Source organism: Thioalkalivibrio sp. ALMg3, from assembly GCF_000381225.1.
Classification (GTDB): domain Bacteria; phylum Pseudomonadota; class Gammaproteobacteria; order Ectothiorhodospirales; family Ectothiorhodospiraceae; genus Thioalkalivibrio; species Thioalkalivibrio versutus.
On record NZ_KB906223.1, the window covers coordinates 32,779 to 53,795 of the forward strand.

Genomic DNA, 21,017 nt, shown 5'->3' on the forward strand with positions numbered 1-21,017 from the left:
AAAACGCGGACCGCGAAACTGTCCACAGGTTGGGAACAGGCTTCACAGAGGTTCGCGAGAGCCAAAAAGTGTCGACAAATAACTGAATTTAAAAAGAAATCTGGGTTTCCTGCACAGGTCGACCTGCCCCTTATTACTACTATTTAAATATCTAAACACTAGATACAGGACATCGCCATGGAACTGTCTTTCAATCGCGAGACGATGACCGAAGCGCTGCAACGGATTGTGGGCGCGGCCGAAAAACGATTGACGATGCCGATCCTCGGAAATGTGCGTCTGCGACCGGATGACAACGGCGCGATCCGGATGGATACCACCGATCTCGAACTCGCCTGGCAGGCGGGTGCGGAAGGCACCATCCCGGGCGAATGCGATGTCACCGTATCGGTGCGCAAGCTGTTGGACGTCGTGAAGGCGGCCCCAGGGGACAGCGAGATTCGGGCTCGGGTGGAAGGCGAACGCATGACCGTGGGATTCGCCGGTTCACGCTTCAGCCTGGCGACCCTGCCCGGCGCGGACTTCCCCGACTGGGAGGCGCGAGGGTCGGAGGTTGTGCTCGATGTGCCCCAGAACCGGCTGCGGCGTCTGCTGGAAGCGACGATGTTTTCGATGGCGCAGCAGGACGTGCGTTACTACCTCCAGGGTTTGCTCCTGGTAGCCAGCGGGACCAGTCTGCGGGCGGTCGCGACGGACGGGCATCGCTTGGCGCTGGCCGAGGTGGAACTCGAGCACCCGGTCGAGGGCCGGGTTGAACGCATTGTCCCGCGCAAGGCCGTGGCGGAGTTGCGACGAAATCTGGCCGACGACGAATCGACGGTCCGGATCGGCTTCGGGGAAGACCAGGTCGTATTCGAACTGGGCAAAGCGGTCCTGCGCAGCAAGGTGATCGAGGGGCGCTTCCCGGACTACGAACGGGTCATCCCCTCGGATCTTCCCTCCACGTTGCGGGTCGACCGGGAAGTTCTGAAACAGGCGTTGGGCCGGGTGGCGATTGTGGCGAGTGACAAGTATCGCGGCGTACGCATGGCCCTGGGGAAGAACGGTTGCCAGGTGATGACCCACAACGCCGATCGTGAAGAGGCCCAGGAGTCGGTCGAGGCGGAGTACGACGGGGGGCCAATGGAGATCGGGTTCAACCTTGGGTACCTGGCGGACGTGCTGAATGTCCTGGAGACCGAGCAGGTTCGCATCGGGCTGCGTGACGGGAACTCGTCGATCCTGATTCAGGCGGAACCACCGGGCGGGGCGCGCTACGTGGTGATGCCGATGCGCCTGTAGTTCCGGGGTCTGCGTGCTGGAGTCGCTGTGGTGGCAGGGGGTCCGCAACCTTGAGGAACAGGCCTTGACGTTGGGGCCGGGAATCAACCGGCTGGTCGGGCCGAATGGTGCAGGGAAAACCTCCATTCTCGAAGCAGTGCATATCCTCGCGGCTGGGCGCTCGTTCCGTACTCAGCAATTACGTCGTGTTGGGCGGAGCGGAGCCGAAGGGTTGTGGATTGGGGCAGTGGTGAAGGATCCGGCCGGGGGCTCCCATCGGCTGGGGATTAGCTGGGATGGTACTCGCCGGTCGCGGCTTGATGGCCGCTGGATGGAAGGCCACGCGGCGGTGGCCGAGTGGTTGCCGGCGCGTACGCTGCATGCGGGCTCCTTCGAATTGTTGACGGGTGGACCGGAAGGGCGCAGGCGCTTGCTGGACTGGGGGTGCTTCCATGCGATCCCGGGGTACCGGGGCCAGTGGCAGCGCTGGAAGCGGGCCCATGACCAACGTAATGCCGCCTTGCGCGTGGGGGACCGCGCGGGGGCTCGCGAGTTTGAGCGACCCTGGCTGGAATTCGGCGAGGCGATCAGTGACGCGCGGCGTCGTTACGTGGAGTCCTGGCAGGCGGCGACTATGGAGGCCGCCCGGCAGTTCGGATTCGGCGAGCGGTTAGCCGATTTGAACTTGAATCCGCGGATGGGCTGGGACCGGGAAAGGAGCCTGAGCGAGGCGCTGGAGCGTAGTCGGGAGGGCGACGAAGAACGGGGCTTCGCGCAGGCGGGGCCGCAGCGGGCCGACATTGATTTGCGGCTATCGGGTCGTCTCGCCGCCGAGGCCTCCCGGGGCGAACAAAAGCGATTGGTTACGGCTCTCGTGGGCGGGCAGGCATGGATGCTCGAGGCCGAGACCGGGCGGGCGCCGGTGATGTTGCTGGACGATGTAGTGTCGGAGCTGGATCGCGAGGCAGTGGAGGGGTTGATGTCCGGGTTGTGTGCGTCGGGCTGGCAGATCCTGGTGACCGCTGTGGGGGATGATATCCCTGGGCTGGCAGGGGATACCGCAGGGCAATTGTTCCACGTGAAACATGGTCGCGTAACCCCCGAACCCCCAGCCTGATGCGCCCGGGCCTTGGGTCTCGTCGCCCTCCTGGACCCCAGTACGTGACCTCACCGGTGCCCCCCGCCTTTGCGCTATACTGGCGTGTCTGCAACTGGCCGGATGACTGACCCGAATGTCCGAAACTGAAGCCCAAGATCCCTCCGTCTACGATTCCTCTCAGATCCGCGTCCTCAAGGGCCTGGATGCCGTTCGCAAGCGACCGGGCATGTACATCGGTGACACCGATGACGGCACAGGCCTGCACCACATGGTCTTCGAGGTGGTCGATAACTCGATCGACGAGGCGCTGGCAGGTCACTGCGACAGTATTGAGGTCACGATCCACGAGGACAATGCGGTCTCCGTCACGGACAACGGTCGCGGCATTCCCGTGGATATCCACGAAGAAGAGGGTATGTCGGCCGCAGAGGTCATCCTCACTGTCCTGCATGCAGGCGGGAAGTTCGACAACAACTCCTACAAGGTCTCCGGCGGCCTGCACGGCGTGGGTGTCTCGGTGGTGAATGCCCTGTCGGAAGAGCTCCGCCTGGAGATCCACCGGGATGGTCAGCGCCACGAACAGATCTATCACCTCGGCGTCCCGGATGCGCCGCTGGCGGTGACCGGCACCACGGAGCGCAACGGAACGAAGATCTGGTTTCGCCCCAGCCCGACCATCTTCACCGACATCAATTTTCACTACGAGATCCTCGCCAAGCGCCTGCGGGAGCTGTCGTTCCTCAACTCGGGCGTGCGCATCACGCTGCGCGACCACCGGGACAACCGCGAGGAGACCTTTGTCTTCGAAGGCGGTATCCGTGCCTTCGTCGAACACCTGAACCAGAAGAAAACCGCGCTGCATCCCACGGTCGTCTACGCCGACCAGATGCGCGAGGACTACGCAGTCGAAATTGCCCTGCAGTGGAATGACTCCTACCAGGAGAACATCTTCTGCTACACCAACAACATTCCGCAGCGCGACGGTGGCTCGCACATGGCGGGCTTTCGCGCCGCGCTGACGCGCACGATCAATCAGTACCTGGAGAACGAGGGCCTGATCAAGAAGGCCAAGGTCGCCACGGCGGGCGACGACATGCGCGAAGGCCTCACGGCCGTGCTCTCGGTCAAGGTGCCGGACCCCAAGTTCTCGTCGCAGACCAAGGACAAGCTGGTTTCCTCCGAGGTCAAGCCGATCGTTGAAAGCGTGCTGTCGGACGCCCTCAACAATTTCCTGCTGGAACACCCGCAGGAAGCCAAGGCCATCACCGAGAAGGTGCTGGATGCCGCGCGAGCGCGCGAGGCCGCCCGCAAGGCGCGTGAGGTCACCCGCCGCAAGGGAGCGCTGGATATTGCCGGTCTGCCGGGCAAGCTGGCCGACTGTCAGGAGAAGGACCCGGCTCAGTCCGAGCTCTACCTGGTCGAGGGTGACTCCGCCGGCGGTTCGGCCAAGCAGGGTCGTGACCGCCATTTCCAGGCGATCCTGCCGCTCAAGGGCAAGATCCTGAATGTCGAGCGCGCGCGCTTTGACCGTATGCTGGGTTCAGCCGAGGTGGGCACGCTCATCACGGCGCTGGGCTGCGGTATTGGCAAGGAAGAGTACGATCCGGACAAGCTGCGTTATCACCGCATTATCATCATGACTGACGCGGACGTGGACGGCTCCCATATCCGTACCCTGCTTCTGACCTTCTTCTTCCGCCAGATGCCGGAACTGATCGAGCGCGGCCACGTATATATCGCGCAGCCGCCGCTGTACAAGATCAAGCGTGGCAAGCGCGAGCAGTACGTGCGCGACGAGGCCGAAATGGGCGAGATCGTGATCTCCCTCGCACTGGACGGCGCCGCGCTCTATCCCAGCCCGGATGCACCTCCGATTACCGGCGAGGCCTTCGAGGACCTGGTGAAGGGCTATCAAAAGGCCGCGCGCGCCGTGCAGCGCCTGGGCCGGATGTACGACTCGCGCATCCTTTGGGCGATGCTCGAGGCTGATGCGATCCCCGAGCCCCGAAGCGTGACTAACGCTGCGGTTCAGGCGTGGTTTGCCCGCATCCTGGAGAATCTATCCAGCGACAAGGCGGGTGCAACCCGCTACAGCCTGGGGCCGGTGACCCAGCATGAAGGCACGGCACAGCTGAGCCTGGACCGCATCGAACACGGCGCCGCCCTGTCGCAGTACATCACCGATGACACCCTGGCATCGCGTGATTTTCAGGCAGTACTCGACCTGTCCGCCCGTCTTAACGCCCTTCTCGACGAAGGTGCGTACATGAAGCGCGGGGAACGCGTCCACGTGATCGAGGGCTTTTCCGAAGCCATGGAATGGCTCCTGCAGGAGGGGCGCCGCGGGCTGGCAACCCAGCGCTACAAGGGCCTAGGCGAGATGAATCCCGACCAGCTTTGGGACACCACGATGAACCCCGAATCCCGCCGCCTGCTCCAGGTCCGGGTCGAAGATGCCATCCGTGCCGACGAAATCTTCACCACCCTGATGGGCGATCAGGTCGAGCCGCGTCGCGAATTTATCGAGTCGCGAGCCCTCAGTGCCGAGAACGTCGATATCTGACGTACTCGCTGCCACGGTACGACGAATCCCGCCGGCACCATGCAGGTCCTGGCCGCACTCCTGGTCCTGGTGATTCTGGCGCTGGTCGCGTTTCGCCTGTACACCCATCTTGCGGTCCATGAACGCCGCGTCGTCGCGGCCTGGGATCGACTCGATACCCTGCTCACCCAGCGCAATGGCCTGCTGGAGCGGGCTTGTTCCGCGACCCGGGCTGATCCGCCCCTGGACCTGCGGGCGCTCCAACAGCTGGTCCAGGAACAGGAGCGAGCGCGACGCTGCGGTGATCTTCCTGGTCTGGCCCGGGGCGAACGCGCCATCCGCGCCGAATGGGACCATATACGAACACAAATCCTTGATAAATATAACAATTTGTCGGTTTCGCCCGATCGACTGCCCCCTCGCGTAGCGGCACTGGACCAAGCAATTACGGAGGCCCTCGGCCGCTACAATGCTGCTGTGGATGCCTATGCCGGGCTGCGCTGCCAGTGGGCCTACGGACTCCTCGCCCGCCTCGCTGGCCATGCCGTCTTTCACCCCGTTCGCCCGCCGAGCCCGTAAGCTTCGCCCCGACGACCCCGTTGCCGGGAACACCCTGCCGGGCTTTCTGTCCGAATGGCATAATCCACTGCTGGCCCGACCCCTGGAGATACCGTGTCCAACCCCTTGCTGCAGACCGACCGGCTGCCCGCCTTTCGTGCCATCGAGCCCCAACATGTCCTGCCCGCGGTGGAAACCGTCCTGGTGGAGAATCGCGCGGAGATTGATCGGCTGGTCGCGGCCGCCGGGGATCAACCAACCTGGGCTACGCTGATCCAGCCGTTGCAGGCGCTGGACACGCGCCTGGATGCCGTCTGGTCTCCGGTGGGTCACCTCAATGCGGTCATGAACGGTCCCGAGATTCGCGAGGCATACAACGCCAGCCTTCCCCTGTTGTCGGATTACGGCAGTTGGGTCTCGCAGCATCAGGGCCTGTACCGGGCGGTCCGTCGCCTGGCAGACAGTGAAGAGTACGCGCAGCTTTCGCCCCAGCGGCGCAAGGTGCTGGATGACATGCTGCGTGATTTCCATCTGAGCGGCGTCGATCTCCCCGAGGCCGAGCGCGAACGCCTGCGCGCCATCAACGCCCGCCTTTCGGAGCTGACTGCACGTTTCGAAGAGAACGTGCTGGACGCCACTCAGGCCTGGACCTGGCAGACCGATGATGCGGCCGCGCTCGCCGGCATCTCCGAGTCCGATCGGGCCATGCTCGCGCAGAACGCTCGCGATCACGACCAGACGGGCTTTGTCGTGACCCTGGATATCCCCAGTTACCTCGCAGTCATGACCCACGCCGAGGATCGCGACCTGCGTTACCGTGTCTACGAGGCCTTCACGACGCGTGCGTCTGACCTCGGGCCCGGCGCCGGCAATCACGACAACAGCGAGATCATGGTCGAGATCCTCCAGTTGCGGGAGGAGAAGGCGCATCTAACGGGCTTTCGCCACTACGCCGAGCGCTCGCTCGCGACCAAGATGGCCGATAGCGCCGAGCAGGTCGAAGGCTTCCTCCAGGATCTGGCGCACCGCGCGCGCCCCCAGGCCCAGCGCGACCTGGACGAGTTGCGCGCCTTTGCCCGCGACGAGCTCGACCTCGGAACCCTGGAGGCCTGGGACATGGCCTTCGCGGCCGAGAAGATGCGCGAGCGGCGCCTGGGTCTCAGCCAGGAGATGTTGAAGCCCTACTTCCCCGCTGACCGCGCGGTCAGCGGCTTGTTCGGCCTGGTCCAGCGTCTGTTCCAGGTCCGCTTCGAGCCCGACGACAGCATCGAGACCTGGCACGACGACGTCCGGTTTTATCGCATCTTTGACGCGAATGGCACCGAACGCGCTGGCTTTTACTTCGATCTCTACGCCCGCAAGAACAAGCGCGGCGGCGCCTGGATGGATGTCTGCCGCAACCGTTTCATCTCCGAGGACCGCGCCCAGCTGCCGGTCGCCTACATGACCTGCAACTCCACCCCGCCGGTGGACGGCAAGGCGGCCCTTTTCACTCATGACGAAGTGATTACGCTGTTCCATGAGTTCGGTCACGGCCTGCATCACATGCTGACCCGGGTGGACGAACCCGACATCGCCGGCATCAACGGCGTGGAATGGGATGCGGTCGAACTGCCCAGCCAGTTCATGGAGAACTGGTGCTGGGAACGCGAGGCGCTGGATCTGTTCGCGCGCCACCACGAGACCGGCGAGGCGATGCCCGAGGACCTGTTCCAGCGCCTGCAGGGGACGCGCCATTTCCACGCGGCGTTACAGCTATTGCGCCAGGTCGAGTTCTCCCTCTTCGACATGCGCTTGCATGCCGGGCCCGCCCCTGCGCAGGCCGCGGACATCCAGCGGCTCCTGGAGACCGTGCGTCAGGAGATCGCGGTGGTCCATCCGCCGGCGTTCAATCGCTTCGCCCACGGCTTCGGCCACATCTTCGCTGGCGGCTATGCCGCGGGGTACTACAGCTACAAGTGGGCCGAGGTCCTGTCGGCTGACGCATTCGGGCGCTTCGAAGAGGAAGGTCTGTTTTCGTCCGAAGTGGGGGCGGCCTACCTGCGCGAGATTCTCGAGGCCGGAGCCTCGCGCCCGGCCGCGGATTCCTTCCGTGCCTTCCGCGGGCGCGATCCGCAGATCGACGCCCTGTTGCGTCATAGCGGCCTGGAGGAGAAAGCCGCGTGAAGATCGCCAGCTGGAACGTCAATTCGCTCAAGGTGCGTCTGCCGCAGGTCCTCGATTGGCTGGGGAGCTCGCGGACCGACGTCCTGGCCCTGCAGGAGACCAAGCTGACCGACGAGAACTTTCCGGCCGCGGCCATCCGTGATGCGGGCTATCAGGTCGTGTTCTCCGGGCAGAAGACCTACAACGGCGTGGCCATCATCTCCCGCACCGAGGCCACCGACGTGGTCACCGACCCGGCCGGGCTCGAGGACGCCCAGCGCCGTATCCTCGCCGCCACCATCGGCGAGGTTCGCGTGGTCAACCTGTATGTAGTGAACGGCGAGAACGTCGGTACCGAGAAATACGCCTACAAGCTGGACTGGCTGGCGCGGCTGCACGCCTGGCTGGCCGACGAGATTGCGCAGCACCCGAATCTCGTGGTCCTCGGTGACTTCAACATCGCCCCGGATGATCGCGACGTGCACGACCCCGAGGCCTGGCACGAGCGCATCCTTTGCTCCACGCCGGAACGCGAGGCCCTGGCCGCGCTTACCGATCTCGGCCTCACGGATACCTTCCGCGCCTTCGAGCAGCCCGCGGAGGAGTATTCCTGGTTCGATTATCGAGCTGCGTCCTTCCGTCGCAATCGGGGTCTGCGCATCGACCTGGTCCTCGCCAGCGCTCCCTTGCAGGCCCGTCTGCAGGCCGCGGGCATCGACCGCGAACCGCGTGCCTGGGAGCGTCCGTCCGACCATGCCCCGGTCTGGGCGGAATTCTCCGCCTAACCCTGGCCCGGGTCGCACCAACCGGCCATTCCCGAGGGAGACCCCGTGAAGTACAAGGATCTGCGCGATTTCATTGATGGCCTCGAACAGCGCGGCGAGCTGCGCCGCATCACCCGCGAGGTGGACCCGAACCTGGAGATGACCGAGATCGCCGACCGCGTCCTGCGCGCCGGCGGCCCGGCCCTGTTGTTCGAAAACCCTACCGGCTCCGACATCCCGGTGCTCGCCAACCTGTTTGGTACTCCGGAGCGGGTGGCCATGGGCATGGGCGAGGACTCTGTCGAAGCCCTGCGCGAGGTCGGGCGCCTGCTTGCCTTCCTGAAGCAGCCGGATCCGCCCAAGGGGCTCAAGGCGGCCTGGGAACAGCTGCCGATCTTTCGCAAGGTGCTGGACATGGCGCCCAAGAAGATCCGCGGGGCGCCCTGTCAGCGCCATGTAATAGAAGGCGATGCGGTTGATCTCGACCAACTCCCGGTCCAGACCTGCTGGCCGGAAGACGCCGGCCCCCTGATTACCTGGGGCCTGGTGGTCACCCGTGGCCCGGAGAAGTCGCGTCAGAACCTCGGGATCTATCGCCAGCAGGTGATTGGGCGCAATCGCGTGATCATGCGCTGGCTGTCCCATCGCGGCGGGGCCCTCGATTTTCGCGACTGGTGCCAGGCCCACCCCGGCGAGCCGTTTCCCATCGCGGTCGCCCTGGGTGCCGATCCGGCCACCATCCTCGGCGCAGTGACCCCGGTGCCGGACACCCTGTCCGAATATGCCTTCGCCGGGCTGCTGCGTGGCAGTCGAACCGAGGTCACCCGCTGCATCGGTTCCGACCTGGAGGTCCCGGCCTCCGCCGAGTTCGTGCTCGAGGGGCACATCCACCCGGGGGATACTGCGCCGGAAGGCCCGTTCGGGGACCACACGGGTTACTACAACGAGGTGGACGACTTCCCGGTCTTCACCATCGACCGCATCACCCATCGCGATCAGCCGATCTACCATTCCACCTACACCGGGCGCCCGCCGGACGAGCCCGCCGTGCTCGGGGTGGCCCTGAACGAGGTGTTCATTCCCATCCTGCAGAAGCAGTTCCCGGAGATCGTGGACTTCTACCTGCCGCCCGAGGGTTGTTCCTACCGTCTGGCCGTCGTCTCCATGCGCAAGCAGTATCCGGGGCACGCCAAGCGCGTGATGATGGGGGTGTGGTCCTTCCTGCGTCAGTTCATGTATACCAAGTTCGTGATCGTGGTCGACGACGACGTGGATACCCGCGACTGGAAAGACGTGATCTGGGCCATCACCACCCGCATGGACCCGGCCCGCGACACCACCCTGGTGGAAAACACCCCCATCGACTATCTCGATTTCGCTTCCCCAGTCTCCGGACTGGGCTCGAAGATGGGCATGGACGCGACCTCCAAATGGCCGGGCGAGACCGATCGCGAGTGGGGCCGGCCGATCGCCATGGACGAGGCGGTCAAGCGCCGCGTGGACGAGATCTGGGATGAACTGGGGATATGAGGCGTGACGCGCCGCCGAATCCCGGGCGCGGTCGGGCTCCTGGCTGTACTGCTGCTGGCCTTGACCGCCTGTGCGGCCGCCCCGGAGCGTGAAACCGTGCGCGCGGCGGGGACCCCAGTGAAGGAAGCCCCTGCGCACGCAGCGATTGCCCCCGATCGCGTCCGCCGCTGGTCGGCCGCAGAACCCGTCGCCGTGGTGATCGCCCTGCACAGCTTCCGCGATCACGCCGGTGCCTATGAAGCCCTGGGCCCCTGGCTGGCCGATCGCGGCTACAGTGTCCAGGCGCTGGATCAGCGCGGCCATGGCACGAGCGAGCCGCACGGCCGCTGGCCGGGTGCCGAACCCCTGATCAGCGACGTGGCTACAATGGTCCGCGCGGTGCAAGCGGAGTACCCCGGGCGGCCGGTTTTCCTGCTGGGCGAGAGTATGGGCGGATCCGCCGCGCTAGCGAGCCTCGCCACTCATCCGGAACTGGAGGTCGCCGGGGTTATGGCCATTGCCCCGGGCCTGCGTGGCGGGATCCCCGCTCGGGGTTTCTGGGATGCCGCCGTGCGTACCAGCGAGGTCCTCGCCGGCGGGCTCACGCTGACCATCGACCCCGACTACTCCGACAGCCTCGCGCCCGCCGCGGTCGAACGCTTCTCCACGGATCCGCGCATCATTCGCCGCGTGCGCATGGATACCTATGCCGGCGTGGTCTGGCTGGCCCAGTACGCCACGGATCATATCGGCCACGTCACAGCCCCGGTGGTGTACCTGTGGGGCGAGCAGGACGGGACGATCCAGCGCGAGTCGGTCTACATGGCCGCCCGTGCCCATCCACAGGGCCAGGCCGAGGTCTGGACCGACGCCGACTGGCCGCATCTCATTCTGCACGCCCCCGACTGGCAGACCACGGCCACCCGCCTAGTCGACTGGATGCAGCGGGTTACGACCGATCCGGCGGGCTCGCCTGCGGTATTGGCTCCCAACCCCCGCCACGACCCGTAGCCGAGGCCGCCGACCCGGTCGGACTGCGGTTGCTTGCGTTCGGGGCGGCAGCGGCGAGAATAACGGCCTTTCCGCGACCGAGGGTTTCCGATGGCGTTCGATGTCACCATTCAGCCCAGTGGCCATGTATTCGAGGTCGAAGACGACGAGACCGTCCTCGAAGCCGGCCTGCGCCAGGGCTTCGCCTTTCCCTACGGCTGCCGCAATGGCGCCTGTGGCTCCTGCAAGGGGCGGGTGCTGCAGGGCGAGGTCGATCACGGGCCGAACAAGCCACCGGGCATCAGCGAGGCGGAACTGGCCGACGGCATGGCCTTGTTCTGCCAGGCGGTCCCGGTGGACGACCTCGAGATCGAGGTGAAAGAGATCGGCGCGGCCAGGGACATCGTGGTCAAGACCCTGCCGTGTCGCGTGGCGGCCCTGAACCGCCTGGCCGACGACGTGATGGAGCTGCGTCTGCAGCTCCCGGCCGCCGAGCGCCTCCAGTTTCTCGCCGGGCAGTATCTGGACATCCTGCTCAAGGGGGGTGAGCGCCGCAGCTACTCCCTGGCCAACGCCCCGCACGACGATGCCCAGCTGTCCCTGCATGTCCGGCACATGCCGGGCGGGCGTTTCTCCACCATGGTGTTCGAGGAGCTCAAGCCCAAGGCGCTGCTGCGTATCGAGGGGCCGCTGGGCAGCTTTTTCGTCGACGAGGAATCCCCGCGCCCGCGCCTGTTCGTTGGAGGGGGCACCGGTTTTGGTCCGTTGAAAGGCATGCTGGACCATCTGGCCGCCGAGGGACTGGATCGACCGCACCACCTGTTCTGGGGCGCCCGCGGCGCCGATGGCATCTATGCCCCGGACTGGCTGCAGCAGATGACCGCCGAGCACGCCGGACAGTTCCGTTTCACGCCGGTGCTGTCGGATACGCCGGCCGAGACCGCCGCCGGCTTTGCGGCCGTCAGCGGCTGGCCTCACGATGCGGTGCTGTCGGAGTACCCGGACCTGTCCGGCTTTGATGTCTACATGGCCGGGCCACCGGCGATGATCCACGCCGCGCGCGAGGCCTTCCAGGCGGCCGGTCTGCCGCCGGAGCAGCTGTACTACGACAGCTTCGAACCGGCCACCCCGGCCGAGTAACAGCGCCGGCGCCCGCGTTGTTTGTTCACCGCGAAGCGCACGAAGTAGGGCGGATTGCACCACAGAGGACACGGAGAAAAGCGCAGGGCGGTACTTAGGTTCTGGACGCGGCGGCTCAGACCATCGGCCAGCCCCGCCTAATCAATAGCCGTTCGTCGTGGCCCTGGAGGGTCTTTGCGTTCCTCTGTGGACTCTGTGTCCTCCGTGGGTTCAGTCGCCCTGGAATTTCTTCGAGCCTTCGTGCGCTTCGTGGTCGATGACTAGGCGCGATCCGCGCGTAGCTGATTCGCCAGGCGGTGGACGGCGGCCAGCATGGCGGCGTCGGTCGGGTCCTCGGCGGTCTCGACGGCGGCCTTGAAGCCCAGCTCCTGCGCGATCTCCGCGATGCGTTCGCTGCCGACCACCAGCGGGGTCTTGCGCAGCCACATGCGCCCCAGCTTGCCGACCATCTCGTACAAGTTGCGCAGCCCCTCGCCACTGGTGATGGTGATCACGCCGATCTGCCCGCGCGAGAAGGCGTACATCAGCTCGCCGGTATCGCCCTCGGGGCGCCCGCGGCGGTAGGCCTCGGCAAAGGTCACCTCGGCGCCGCGGGCCTTCAGGGTGTCGCCCAGCAATTCGCGGCCGCCATCGCCGCGGAAGATCACCACGCGCTTGCCGGCCACGTCCTGCATCGCCTCCTGCGCCAGCAGGGCCTCGCTGTCGAAGCGTCGCGGCGGCAGGATGTCCGCCGGGCGCCCGAAGCCCTTCAGTTCCTGCGCCGTGCGGTTGCCGATCGCCGCGATCTTTGTGGTGGTGGGCCATGAATGTTCCGCCAGGGCCAGATTGAGCACGCGCTGGACGGCGTTCGGGCTGATGAACACGGCGATATCGAAGTCCGCCAGCCGGTCCAGGACCTCGCGCAGGTTGGTGGGATCACTGGGGGCCAGGATCTCCAGCACGGGAAAGCGGATCACGCTCGCGCCCTCGGCCGTCAAGGCGGTACAGAACGGCTCCGCCTGGGCGGCCGGCCGGGTGACCAGGATGCCAAGGCCGGCGAGCGGGCCTTGGGCCTCGTCGACCACCGTGTTGTCGTCTGCGGATGCGGTCATGCGTCTACCCCTTCGTGTCCTGGCCGTGTTCCCGATGTGCGGCCGCGAGCAGTTCGCCTGCCCCGAGTTCCAGCAGCATGTCCGCCAGGCGGATCCCCAGGGCCTGGGCGTCGCTGCGCGGCCCCTCGACCTGGCGGCGCAACAGGCGACTGCCATCCACTGCGCCGACCAGGCCGTCCAGGTGCAGCTGATCCCCGACCAGGGTCGCATGGGCTGCCAGTGGGACCTGGCAGCCGCCTTCCAGGCGACGGTTGAAGGCCCGCTCGGCGCGCACGCGGTCGGCGGTATCCGTATCGTTCAATGGTGCGATCAGCGCGCCGATGGCGGTATCGCCGGCGCGACACTCGATGGCGATGGCACCCTGACCAACCGCCGGCAGGCTGACGTCCGGCTCCAGGCAGCTGCGAATCCGCTCATGGAACCCGAGGCGTTTGAGCCCGGCTGCAGCGAGCAGGATGGCGTCGTATTCGCCGGCATCCAGCTTGCCCAGGCGGGTATTCACGTTGCCGCGCAGGTCACGGACCTCCAGGTCCGGTCGCCGCGCGCGCAGCTGGCACTGCCGGCGCAGGCTGGAGGAGCCAACCCGGGCCCCCTGCGGCAGTTCGTCGACATGTGCGTATTGGTTGGACACGAACGCGTCCAGTGGATCCTCGCGGTCGAGGATCACCGGCAGTTCGAGCTGCTCGGGCAGCTCCATCGGCACGTCCTTCACCGAGTGCACCGCGATGTCGGCGCGGTCCTCCAGCAGCGCGATCTCCAGCTCCTTCACGAACAGGCCCTTGCCGCCGATCCGCGCCAGCGGGGAGTCCAGGACACGGTCGCCCTGGGTGGTCATGCCCACCAGTTCAACCGGGCGCTCCGGCTCACGGGCGCGCAGACGGGCGGCGACGTGTTCGGCCTGCCACATGGCAAGCGGGCTCTTTCGGGTGGCGATGCGTACAGGCTTCATGGATTGTCCGGGCGAGCCACGGCGCGAGCGGCCGGGCGTTCAAACGGCCTAGTATAACGGCGAATGCTTCGCGCCCCGAATCCCGCAGGGGTGTGCGGCCCTCTCAGGTCCCGTTGCGCAGGTAATCACGCACTCGTGGCAGCTGGCGGCGGCTGATGGGGATGGGGTCCAGGCCGTCGTGGAACAGCAGGCGGTGGTCGGTCTGGCCGAGGCTTTCGACGCCCTTGACCGAGGCCTTCACCGCCAGGCAGCCGCGGTGCACCCGCAACAGGGCGGGGCCGTACAGGCCCTCCAGTTCGCGCAGGCGGGCGTCGACGAAGCCGGCCAGGCGTGCCGAGCGCGCCATGACGTAACCGCCCTCCGCGATGAAGATGTCCACCTGTTCCAGCGGTACGCGTTCCTCGCGCCGGCCGACGGTGATGTGGACCTCGTTCGGGAAGGTCTCGGGCCGGTCCTGTTTTTGCTGCACCGCACGCTGCAACGCCTGTTCCAGCCGTTCGCGGCGCACCGGCTTCAGCACGTAGTCGCGCACCCCGGCCTCGAATGCCTCCAGCGGAAAGCGGTCGTGGGCGGTGACCAGGATCACCGTCAGCGCGGGATCTTCTGCATGCAGACGCCGCGCGAGTTCCAGCCCGGTTTCCCCGGGCATGTCGATATCCAGCAGCAGGGCATCCGGCGCGTGGTCCTGCAATTGCATCTCGACCTCGCCGGCATGCGCAGCTTGCGCCACCACCCGATGCCCCAACTCCTGCGCGAGCGCGGTCAGCCGTTGACGGGCAATCGGCTCGTCGTCGGCAATCAATAACTCCAGTCGAGCGGTGTTCATGTGGTTTCCCCCCGGTTCGCGAGCGGCAAACGGATCCGGACCTCGAACCGCTCGACCTCGGACTCGGCCTCGAAGTGTACCTGCCCGCCGAAGGCGTGCTGCAGCCGCAGGCGTACCGCATCGGTGGCGGTGCCGGTCCCCTCGCCGCGTGCGTGTGGATCCACGGTGTTGCCGATGGTCACCGTGACCCGTCCGGAATCCATGCGGCAGCGCACCCATATGCGCCCTGCGCCGCGTGCGGGTGCGATCCCGTGCTGGATCGCGTTCTCCGCCAGCGGTTGCAGGATCAGCGTGGGCACATCGAGATCCAGGCCCGGATGGTCGGGGCAGTCCCAGTCGAGTACCAGGCGTTCGCCGAAACGGGTCTGTTCGATCTCGAGGAACGCGCGGACCAGGTCCAGCTCCTCGCGCAGCGAGTGGCGATCCCCGGTGGCGAAGGTCGCACGGAACAGATCCGCCAGATCCAGGGTGACCTGTTCCGCACGCGCAGGATCACTGCGACACAGCCCGGCGATGGTGTTCATGCTGTTGTAGAGAAAATGCGGGCGCAGGCGGGCGCGCATGGCCTGTTCCCGGGCCGCTGCCACGGCCCGGGTTTCGCGTTGCCAGGCCGCCTGCAGGTACAGGTAGTGCATGGCCATCAGGCTGAGGATGGTGGCGACGCCGATCACCGGCCAGCGCAGCGCCGGGTCGGCCAGCACCAGTTCCTCCGCGAGGCGATAGACGATGGCGGTGTTGGCGATGGGAACCAGGGGCGGCAGCACGATCTGCGCGGTCAGCGGCAGTCGGTGCAGCGATCTCTTGAGCCCGCACAGGATCAACAGGCTGGTCAGCGCCACCCAGAAGATGAACAGCGCGTGCAGCGCCAGGGCCGACAGCCAGTCCTGGCCGCCGCCGCGCAACAGGGCTACGGCCAGTGCCAGCAGCACGGCCACCATGAGCACGCGCAGCAACGTCTCCGCACTGCAGAAATCGGGCAGCGGCGAGAGCTCCCCGGTGGTGTCCCTGGTGGTTTCCCCCTGGGCCATGCGTAACACTCTCCCCTGTTGCCGTGCACAAACGGGCGCAGGACCGCGCCATGTTCACTCCCCGGCTGTGCCCGTATACTTCCGTGTCTTTCCCCACCCGCTTCAGGATGCACCATGACGCAGGATTCCCCGCACGACAAGCCAGCCGCCACGCCTGCCGCCTCCGGTGAGGCCAAGCTGTGGGGCGGGCGCTTTTCCGAGCCGACCGATGCCTTCGTCGAGCGCTTCACCGCGTCGGTGGATTTCGACCGGCGTCTGTACCGCGAGGACATCCAGGGCTCGCAGGCGCATGCGCGCATGCTGGCCAAGGTCGGGGTGCTGACAGAGGCCGAGGCCGGGGAGATCCTCGCGGGGCTGGACGCGATCCGCGATGAGATTGCCGCCGGCGAGTTCGACTGGCAGGTCGGGCGCGAGGACGTGCACATGAACATCGAGGCGCGGCTGATCGAGCGCATCGGCGACGTCGGCAAGAAGCTGCATACCGGGCGTTCGCGCAACGACCAGATCGCGACCGACATCCGCCTGTGGCTGCGCGCGGCCATCGACGATGTCCTGCGCCTGATCCGCGGCTATCAGGATGGCCTGGTGGCCCTGGCCGAGCGTGAGGCGGATACCGTGATGCCCGGCTTCACCCATCTGCAGACCGCCCAGCCGGTCACCTTTGGCCATCACATGCTGGCCTGGTACGAGATGCTGGAGCGCGATGCCGAGCGTCTGCGTGATACGCGGCGCCGGGTGAACATCCTGCCGCTGGGCGCAGCCGCGCTGGCTGGTACGCCGTATCCGCTGGATCGTGAATACACCGCCGAACTGCTGGGTTTCGACAGTGTCACCCGCAACTCCCTGGACGCCGTCTCCGATCGTGATTTCGCCATCGAATTCACCGCGGCCGCCGCGACCCTGATGATGCACCTGTCGCGTCAGGCCGAGGAGCTGGTGCTGTGGACCAGCGCCCAGTTCGCCTTCATCGAGCTGCCGGATCGCTACTGCACCGGCTCCTCGATCATGCCGCAAAAGAAGAACCCGGACGTACCCGAACTGGTGCGGGGCAAGACCGGCCGGGTCTACGGCCACCTGATGTCGCTGCTGACCCTGATGAAGAGCCAGCCGCTGGCGTACAACAAGGATAATCAGGAAGACAAGGAACCGCTGTTCGACACCGTCGACACCCTGCTGGGCTCGCTGCGCGCGTTCGGCGACATGGTGCCGAACCTTGAGGTGCGGCGGGAGAACACCCTGGCGGCAACCCGCAAGGGCTTCGCCACGGCGACCGATCTGGCCGACTACCTGGTCGGGCGCGGTGTGGCCTTTCGCGATGCCCACGAGGTCGTCGGGCGCGCGGTGCGTATTGCGCAGGAGCGCGGGGTGGACCTGGCGGAGCTGCCGCTGGCGGACCTGCAGGCGATCAGCCCGGCGGTGGGCGAGGACGTGTTCACGGTGCTGACGCCCGAGGGCTCGGCCGCCGCGCGTAACCTCACGGGGGGGACCGCCCCGGAACAGGTGCGCCGCCAGGCTGCGGCCGCCCGCGAGCACCTGGCCGCGCTGGCCCGCGCCGACCGCTGAGTTAGTTCACCCCGCACTCCGGTTCCCGGGGGCGGGGCGCGTCTGTGTGCCGCCTGGCCCGCCTTCAGATCCGGTCCAGCGTGGACTCCAGCACTTCCCAGTGGACGTTGCCGTGGACGACCTCGTAGGCCAGCAGTAGCTGGCCGTGCGCCGAGTCGCCCTCGAAGTTCGCCAGGACCCACTGGTGGTTCAGGACGTGGATGCCGTCGCGGCGGAACGCGTATGCGTCGCCTTCCGGCGCCTCGTGCGGGATCAGGCCGGTCTGCTGCATCAGGTCATCGGCGAGACGCTCGTTCGGGCGCACCATGCCGCGACGCTGCAGGTCCTGGAGATGGGCATTGGTCAGGCCCAGTTCCACCGGACGCGGGATCTCGTGGCGGGTGTATTGCTGCAGCTGCATCTGCGCCTGCAGCAGATCGCGGTTGGCCTCCGAAAGATCCTGTTCGAGCCCGTTGCCGCGGGCGATGTAGATCGCCAGCACGACCACGAAAAACAGCATGAAGCCGAGCCAGACCAGGCGTTCGTTGGTCTTCAGGTTCTGCGGCTTGGGGTTGTCTTGTTCGGACACGGGGTTTGCCTCCGGAATGCAGGGTGCCGTTTGCCGTGGGGCATCCGGCCGGAAAATGAACGCGCGACCGCCGTGGGTTCCTGAACCCGGGTCGATGCGACGCGCATGATAACCCCTGACACCGCAACCTGCCGAGAATGCCCCATGTCGGTCCCCGACCCCGTCAACGCCACCGCATCCGAGAGCCAGCTGGAGTGGATCAACCACTTTGCCCGGCTGCCGGAGGCCTTTCACGAGAGCCCGGCGCCCGCCCCGTTTCCGGATGCGACCTGCCTGGCGAGCAGCCCGGCCATGTGCGAGCGTCTGGGCCTGGAGACTGCGGCCCTGGGCCGCGACCCGTGGCTCGGGGCCTGCACTCACGGTAGCGAGCTGGCGGGGGCCGAGCCGCGGGCCTCGGTGTACGCGGGACACCAGTTCGGCGTCTTCGTGCCGCAACTGGGCGATGGTCGCGCGAAGCTCCTGGGCGAGGTTCGCACGCCAACGGGCGAGACCTGGGAGTTGCAGGTCAAGGGTGCCGGCCCGACGCGCTTCTCGCGCGGCGCGGACGGTCGTGCGGTCATGCGTTCCTCGGTGCGCGAGTACCTGGTCTCGGAGGCGATGGCCGCGTTGGGCGTGCCGACTACCCGCGCGGTGGCGTTGTTTGGCTCCAGCCTGCCGGTGTACCGCGAGCGCGTCGAGCCGGCGGCCATCGTGCTGCGCGCCGCGCCCAGCTTCCTGCGCTTCGGCCATTTCGAATACTTCCACTACAACGGCTACAGCGCCCGCCTGCAGGAGCTGATCGACTACGCCCTGGCGCATGACTACCCGGAACTCCAGGGTGCCGATGATCCCGTTGCCGCGATGCTGGAGGCGGTGATCGCCCGCACCGCGGAGATGGTCGCCGACTGGCAGGCCATCGGCTTCTGTCACGGCGTGATGAACACCGACAACATGAGCCTGGCCGGCCTGACCATCGACTACGGCCCGTTCGCGTTCATGGATGCCTTCGACCCCGGCTACATCTGCAACCACACCGACCAGGGCGGGCGCTATGCCTTCGACCAGCAGCCGCAGATCGCGCAGTGGAACCTGATCCGCCTGGCCGAGACCCTGGTGATCCATTTCGCCGACGCCACTCGCGAGGCGGCGATCGAGCGCGCCAAGGCGCTGCTGCAGGGCTTCCAGCCGCAGTACCGGCAGGCCTGGTTGGCGCGTATGCGCGCGAAGCTCGGGCTGCAGGTGGAACAGGAGGACGACGAGGCATTGATCCAGGATCTGCTCGCGCGCATGGCAGCCGAGGGTGTGGATTACACCCGCTTCTTCCGCCAGCTGCCGGATCTCGAGCAGGCGGAGATCCGGGCGCAACTGGAATCGGAACTGGAGGATGGGGCCGCATGGCAGGCCTGGTGGTCGCGCTATCAGGCGCGGCTGGCGGGGGAGGGGCTGCCCCCTGAAGAGCGGCGCGCGGCGATGAATGCCGTCAATCCCAAGTACATCCTGCGCAACCATCTGGCCCAGGCCGCGATCGAGCAAGCCGAGGCAGGGGATGCATCCGAGGTGCTGCGTCTGCAGCAGATCCTGGCGCGTCCGTTCGCTGAACAGCCGGAGTACGAGGCCTATGCGGACCTGCCGCCGGAGTGGGCGAGCGGGATCCAGCTAAGCTGTTCGTCCTGAGAGGGCGTGCAGGCCGGACCCCGGGCTGGAACGTCCGGAGACCGGGGCCAACTTATCCGAGGATGCCGCGCAGGATGTAGAAGTAGACCACCGCGAGGATCGCGCCGGCCGGCAGGGTCACGATCCAGGACAGGAAGATCATCCGCACCAGGCCCAGATTGATCGCGGCAATCCCGCGTGCCAGGCCCACGCCGAGGATCGCGCCCACTAGGGTATGGGTAGTGGAGATCGGCAGGCCGGTGCCGGAGGCCAGGACCACGGTGGCCGCCGCCGCGGCGGTGGCGGCATAGCCGCGGCTGGGGGTGAGCTGGGTGATCCCGGTGCCCACGGTCGCGATCACCTTGTGGCCGTAGGTGAACAGGCCGAACACGATCCCGACCCCACCCAGCAGCAGCACCCACATGGGCACGACGGTCTCGGTGCTCACATCGCCGGTCTGGATCACGTCCACGACTGCAGCCAGCGGGCCGACGGCATTGGCGACGTCGTTGGAGCCCAGGGCAAAGGCCATCGCGCACCCGGTCACCACCATCTGGATGCCGAACACCTTCTCGACATTGGCGAAATGGGAGCCTTCCTCGCCCACGCCGGTGGGATCGTCAAAGCGCAGGCGCCGGATTGCCATCATCCCGAGCACGACCACGATGGCGCTGATCAGGATCGCGAAGCCATAGGCCTGCACGGGCGTGAGGTCCAGGCCGACGTGGGTCAGGCCCTTGAACATCGTTACCAGTGCCGTGACAAAGGCCGTGAGGAAGATATAGAGCGGCGCCCAGCGCTTGGCGTTCTTCAGCGGATCGACGGTATCGAGGATCAGGATCTGCACACTGCGGAACAGGGCAAAGGCGATCATCCCGCCGACGAGCGGCGAGACCACCCAGGACATCGCGATGGTGCCGACACGTTCCCAGCGAACCACCTCGAAGCCGAGGCCGACCACGGCAAAGCCGACGATGGCGCCAATGATGGAGTGGGTCGTGGAGACCGGCCAGCCAAAATAGGAGGCGACCATCAGCCAGGTCCCGGCGGCTGCCAGGGCCGCCAGCATCCCGTAAACGAGCAATTCGGGGTTGTCGGCCATCAGGCTGGAGTCGACCATCCCGCTTCGAATGGTCTGGGTGACCTCGCCGCCGGCCAGCCAGGCCCCGGAGAACACGAAGATCGCGGCTACAAACACCGCCTGGCGAATCGTCAGCGCGCGTGAGCCCACCGAGGTGCCCATGGCATTGGCAACGTCGTTGGCGCCGATGCCCCAGGCCATGAACAGGCCGAAGATCACTGCAAGGCCGAGCAACAGGGTGCTGTATTCCATGCCGTCCTCGGTGCCTGTGC

Annotated in this window: 17 protein-coding genes; 11 read left to right on the forward strand and 6 right to left on the reverse strand. The window is 66.5% G+C overall.

Going from position 1 to position 21,017, the window contains the following annotated elements:
* The first annotated feature begins 177 nt into the window (after nucleotides 1-177).
* The 9 genes from dnaN to F622_RS0106655 all read left to right on the forward strand — a co-directional run bounded on the left by dnaN (nucleotide 178) and on the right by F622_RS0106655 (nucleotide 12,007).
* Nucleotides 178-1,281: a DNA polymerase III subunit beta gene (gene dnaN / locus F622_RS0106615; RefSeq protein ID WP_018175925.1), complete on the forward strand. Its 1,104-nt coding sequence runs from the start codon at nucleotides 178-180 to the stop codon at nucleotides 1,279-1,281.
* A gap of 13 nt (nucleotides 1,282-1,294) precedes the next feature.
* Entirely contained in the window at nucleotides 1,295-2,377 is a 1,083-nt protein-coding gene (locus F622_RS0106620) for a DNA replication/repair protein RecF (protein ID WP_081620975.1), read from the forward strand.
* A 115-nt stretch (nucleotides 2,378-2,492) separates the two neighbouring features.
* Nucleotides 2,493-4,922 carry a DNA topoisomerase (ATP-hydrolyzing) subunit B gene (gyrB, locus tag F622_RS0106625; RefSeq protein ID WP_018168802.1) on the forward strand — a complete coding sequence of 810 codons (2,430 nt, stop codon included), beginning with the start codon at nucleotides 2,493-2,495 and terminating at the stop codon, nucleotides 4,920-4,922.
* 39 nt (nucleotides 4,923-4,961) lie between these two features.
* On the forward strand, nucleotides 4,962-5,480 hold the full coding sequence (locus tag F622_RS0106630) for a hypothetical protein (protein WP_018168803.1): 519 nt from the start codon (nucleotides 4,962-4,964) through the stop codon (nucleotides 5,478-5,480).
* Nucleotides 5,481-5,573: 93 nt separating this feature from the next.
* The gene (locus F622_RS0106635) at nucleotides 5,574-7,625 is read left to right on the forward strand and encodes a M3 family metallopeptidase (protein ID WP_018168804.1); all 2,052 of its coding nucleotides are present in this window, start codon (nucleotides 5,574-5,576) and stop codon (nucleotides 7,623-7,625) included.
* On the forward strand, nucleotides 7,622-8,389 hold the full coding sequence (gene xth / locus F622_RS0106640) for an exodeoxyribonuclease III (RefSeq protein ID WP_018168805.1): 768 nt from the start codon (nucleotides 7,622-7,624) through the stop codon (nucleotides 8,387-8,389). The genes F622_RS0106635 and xth overlap by 4 nt, the downstream gene beginning before the upstream one ends.
* Nucleotides 8,390-8,434: 45 nt before the next feature.
* Nucleotides 8,435-9,898, forward strand: a complete 1,464-nt coding sequence (gene ubiD, locus F622_RS0106645; protein ID WP_018168806.1) for a 4-hydroxy-3-polyprenylbenzoate decarboxylase — start codon at nucleotides 8,435-8,437, stop codon at nucleotides 9,896-9,898.
* A 3-nt stretch (nucleotides 9,899-9,901) separates the two neighbouring features.
* The gene (locus tag F622_RS0106650; protein WP_018168807.1) at nucleotides 9,902-10,888 is read left to right on the forward strand and encodes an alpha/beta fold hydrolase; all 987 of its coding nucleotides are present in this window, start codon (nucleotides 9,902-9,904) and stop codon (nucleotides 10,886-10,888) included.
* Nucleotides 10,889-10,978: 90 nt separating this feature from the next.
* Nucleotides 10,979-12,007, forward strand: coding sequence for a CDP-6-deoxy-delta-3,4-glucoseen reductase (locus tag F622_RS0106655; protein WP_018168808.1), 1,029 nt, complete (start codon nucleotides 10,979-10,981; stop codon nucleotides 12,005-12,007).
* Between the two features lie 260 nt (nucleotides 12,008-12,267).
* Here F622_RS0106655 and F622_RS0106660 read toward each other — a convergent pair whose 3' ends face one another.
* From F622_RS0106660 to F622_RS0106675, 4 genes are all read right to left on the reverse strand, one after another.
* Nucleotides 12,268-13,098 carry a uroporphyrinogen-III synthase gene (locus tag F622_RS0106660; protein ID WP_018168809.1) on the reverse strand — a complete coding sequence of 277 codons (831 nt, stop codon included), beginning with the start codon at nucleotides 13,096-13,098 and terminating at the stop codon, nucleotides 12,268-12,270.
* 4 nt (nucleotides 13,099-13,102) lie between these two features.
* Nucleotides 13,103-14,047 carry a hydroxymethylbilane synthase gene (hemC, locus tag F622_RS0106665; RefSeq protein ID WP_077276955.1) on the reverse strand — a complete coding sequence of 315 codons (945 nt, stop codon included), beginning with the start codon at nucleotides 14,045-14,047 and terminating at the stop codon, nucleotides 13,103-13,105.
* Between the two features lie 103 nt (nucleotides 14,048-14,150).
* Nucleotides 14,151-14,873 (reverse strand): LytTR family DNA-binding domain-containing protein, encoded by a 723-nt coding sequence (locus tag F622_RS0106670; protein ID WP_019571549.1) that lies wholly within the window; start codon nucleotides 14,871-14,873, stop codon nucleotides 14,151-14,153.
* Nucleotides 14,870-15,901: a sensor histidine kinase gene (locus F622_RS0106675; RefSeq protein ID WP_019571550.1), complete on the reverse strand. Its 1,032-nt coding sequence runs from the start codon at nucleotides 15,899-15,901 to the stop codon at nucleotides 14,870-14,872. The genes F622_RS0106670 and F622_RS0106675 overlap by 4 nt, the downstream gene beginning before the upstream one ends.
* 114 nt (nucleotides 15,902-16,015) lie before the next feature.
* Here F622_RS0106675 and argH point away from each other — a divergent pair, with 114 nt between their 5' ends.
* Nucleotides 16,016-17,464, forward strand: a complete 1,449-nt coding sequence (gene argH / locus F622_RS0106680; protein ID WP_018937497.1) for an argininosuccinate lyase — start codon at nucleotides 16,016-16,018, stop codon at nucleotides 17,462-17,464.
* Nucleotides 17,465-17,528: 64 nt separating this feature from the next.
* Here argH and F622_RS0106685 read toward each other — a convergent pair whose 3' ends face one another.
* On the reverse strand, nucleotides 17,529-18,032 hold the full coding sequence (locus F622_RS0106685; protein ID WP_018649594.1) for a hypothetical protein: 504 nt from the start codon (nucleotides 18,030-18,032) through the stop codon (nucleotides 17,529-17,531).
* A 144-nt stretch (nucleotides 18,033-18,176) separates the two neighbouring features.
* Between F622_RS0106685 and F622_RS0106690 the strand changes: the two genes are divergently transcribed.
* Complete coding sequence (locus tag F622_RS0106690; protein WP_019571551.1) at nucleotides 18,177-19,685, forward strand: YdiU family protein; 1,509 nt, start codon at nucleotides 18,177-18,179, stop codon at nucleotides 19,683-19,685.
* Between the two features lie 52 nt (nucleotides 19,686-19,737).
* On the opposite strand, the gene F622_RS0106695 is transcribed toward F622_RS0106690, so the two are convergent.
* The gene (locus F622_RS0106695) at nucleotides 19,738-20,997 is read right to left on the reverse strand and encodes an inorganic phosphate transporter (protein ID WP_018168816.1); all 1,260 of its coding nucleotides are present in this window, start codon (nucleotides 20,995-20,997) and stop codon (nucleotides 19,738-19,740) included.
* Nucleotides 20,998-21,017 lie beyond the last annotated feature (20 nt).

Bases quoted from the DNA above. Each gene is read 5' to 3' on its own strand.
- dnaN (WP_018175925.1), top strand. From the start codon at position 178: ATGGAACTGTCTTTCAATCGCGAGACGATGACCGAAGCGCTGCAACGG.
- gyrB (WP_018168802.1), top strand. From the start codon at position 2,493: ATGTCCGAAACTGAAGCCCAAGATCCCTCCGTCTACGATTCCTCTCAG.
- F622_RS0106630 (WP_018168803.1), top strand. From the start codon at position 4,962: ATGCAGGTCCTGGCCGCACTCCTGGTCCTGGTGATTCTGGCGCTGGTC.
- F622_RS0106655 (WP_018168808.1), top strand. From the start codon at position 10,979: ATGGCGTTCGATGTCACCATTCAGCCCAGTGGCCATGTATTCGAGGTC.
- F622_RS0106660 (WP_018168809.1), bottom strand. From the start codon at position 13,098: ATGACCGCATCCGCAGACGACAACACGGTGGTCGACGAGGCCCAAGGC.
- hemC (WP_077276955.1), bottom strand. From the start codon at position 14,047: ATGAAGCCTGTACGCATCGCCACCCGAAAGAGCCCGCTTGCCATGTGG.
- F622_RS0106670 (WP_019571549.1), bottom strand. From the start codon at position 14,873: ATGAACACCGCTCGACTGGAGTTATTGATTGCCGACGACGAGCCGATT.
- F622_RS0106675 (WP_019571550.1), bottom strand. From the start codon at position 15,901: ATGGCCCAGGGGGAAACCACCAGGGACACCACCGGGGAGCTCTCGCCG.
- argH (WP_018937497.1), top strand. From the start codon at position 16,016: ATGACGCAGGATTCCCCGCACGACAAGCCAGCCGCCACGCCTGCCGCC.
- F622_RS0106690 (WP_019571551.1), top strand. From the start codon at position 18,177: ATGTCGGTCCCCGACCCCGTCAACGCCACCGCATCCGAGAGCCAGCTG.
- F622_RS0106695 (WP_018168816.1), bottom strand. From the start codon at position 20,997: ATGGAATACAGCACCCTGTTGCTCGGCCTTGCAGTGATCTTCGGCCTG.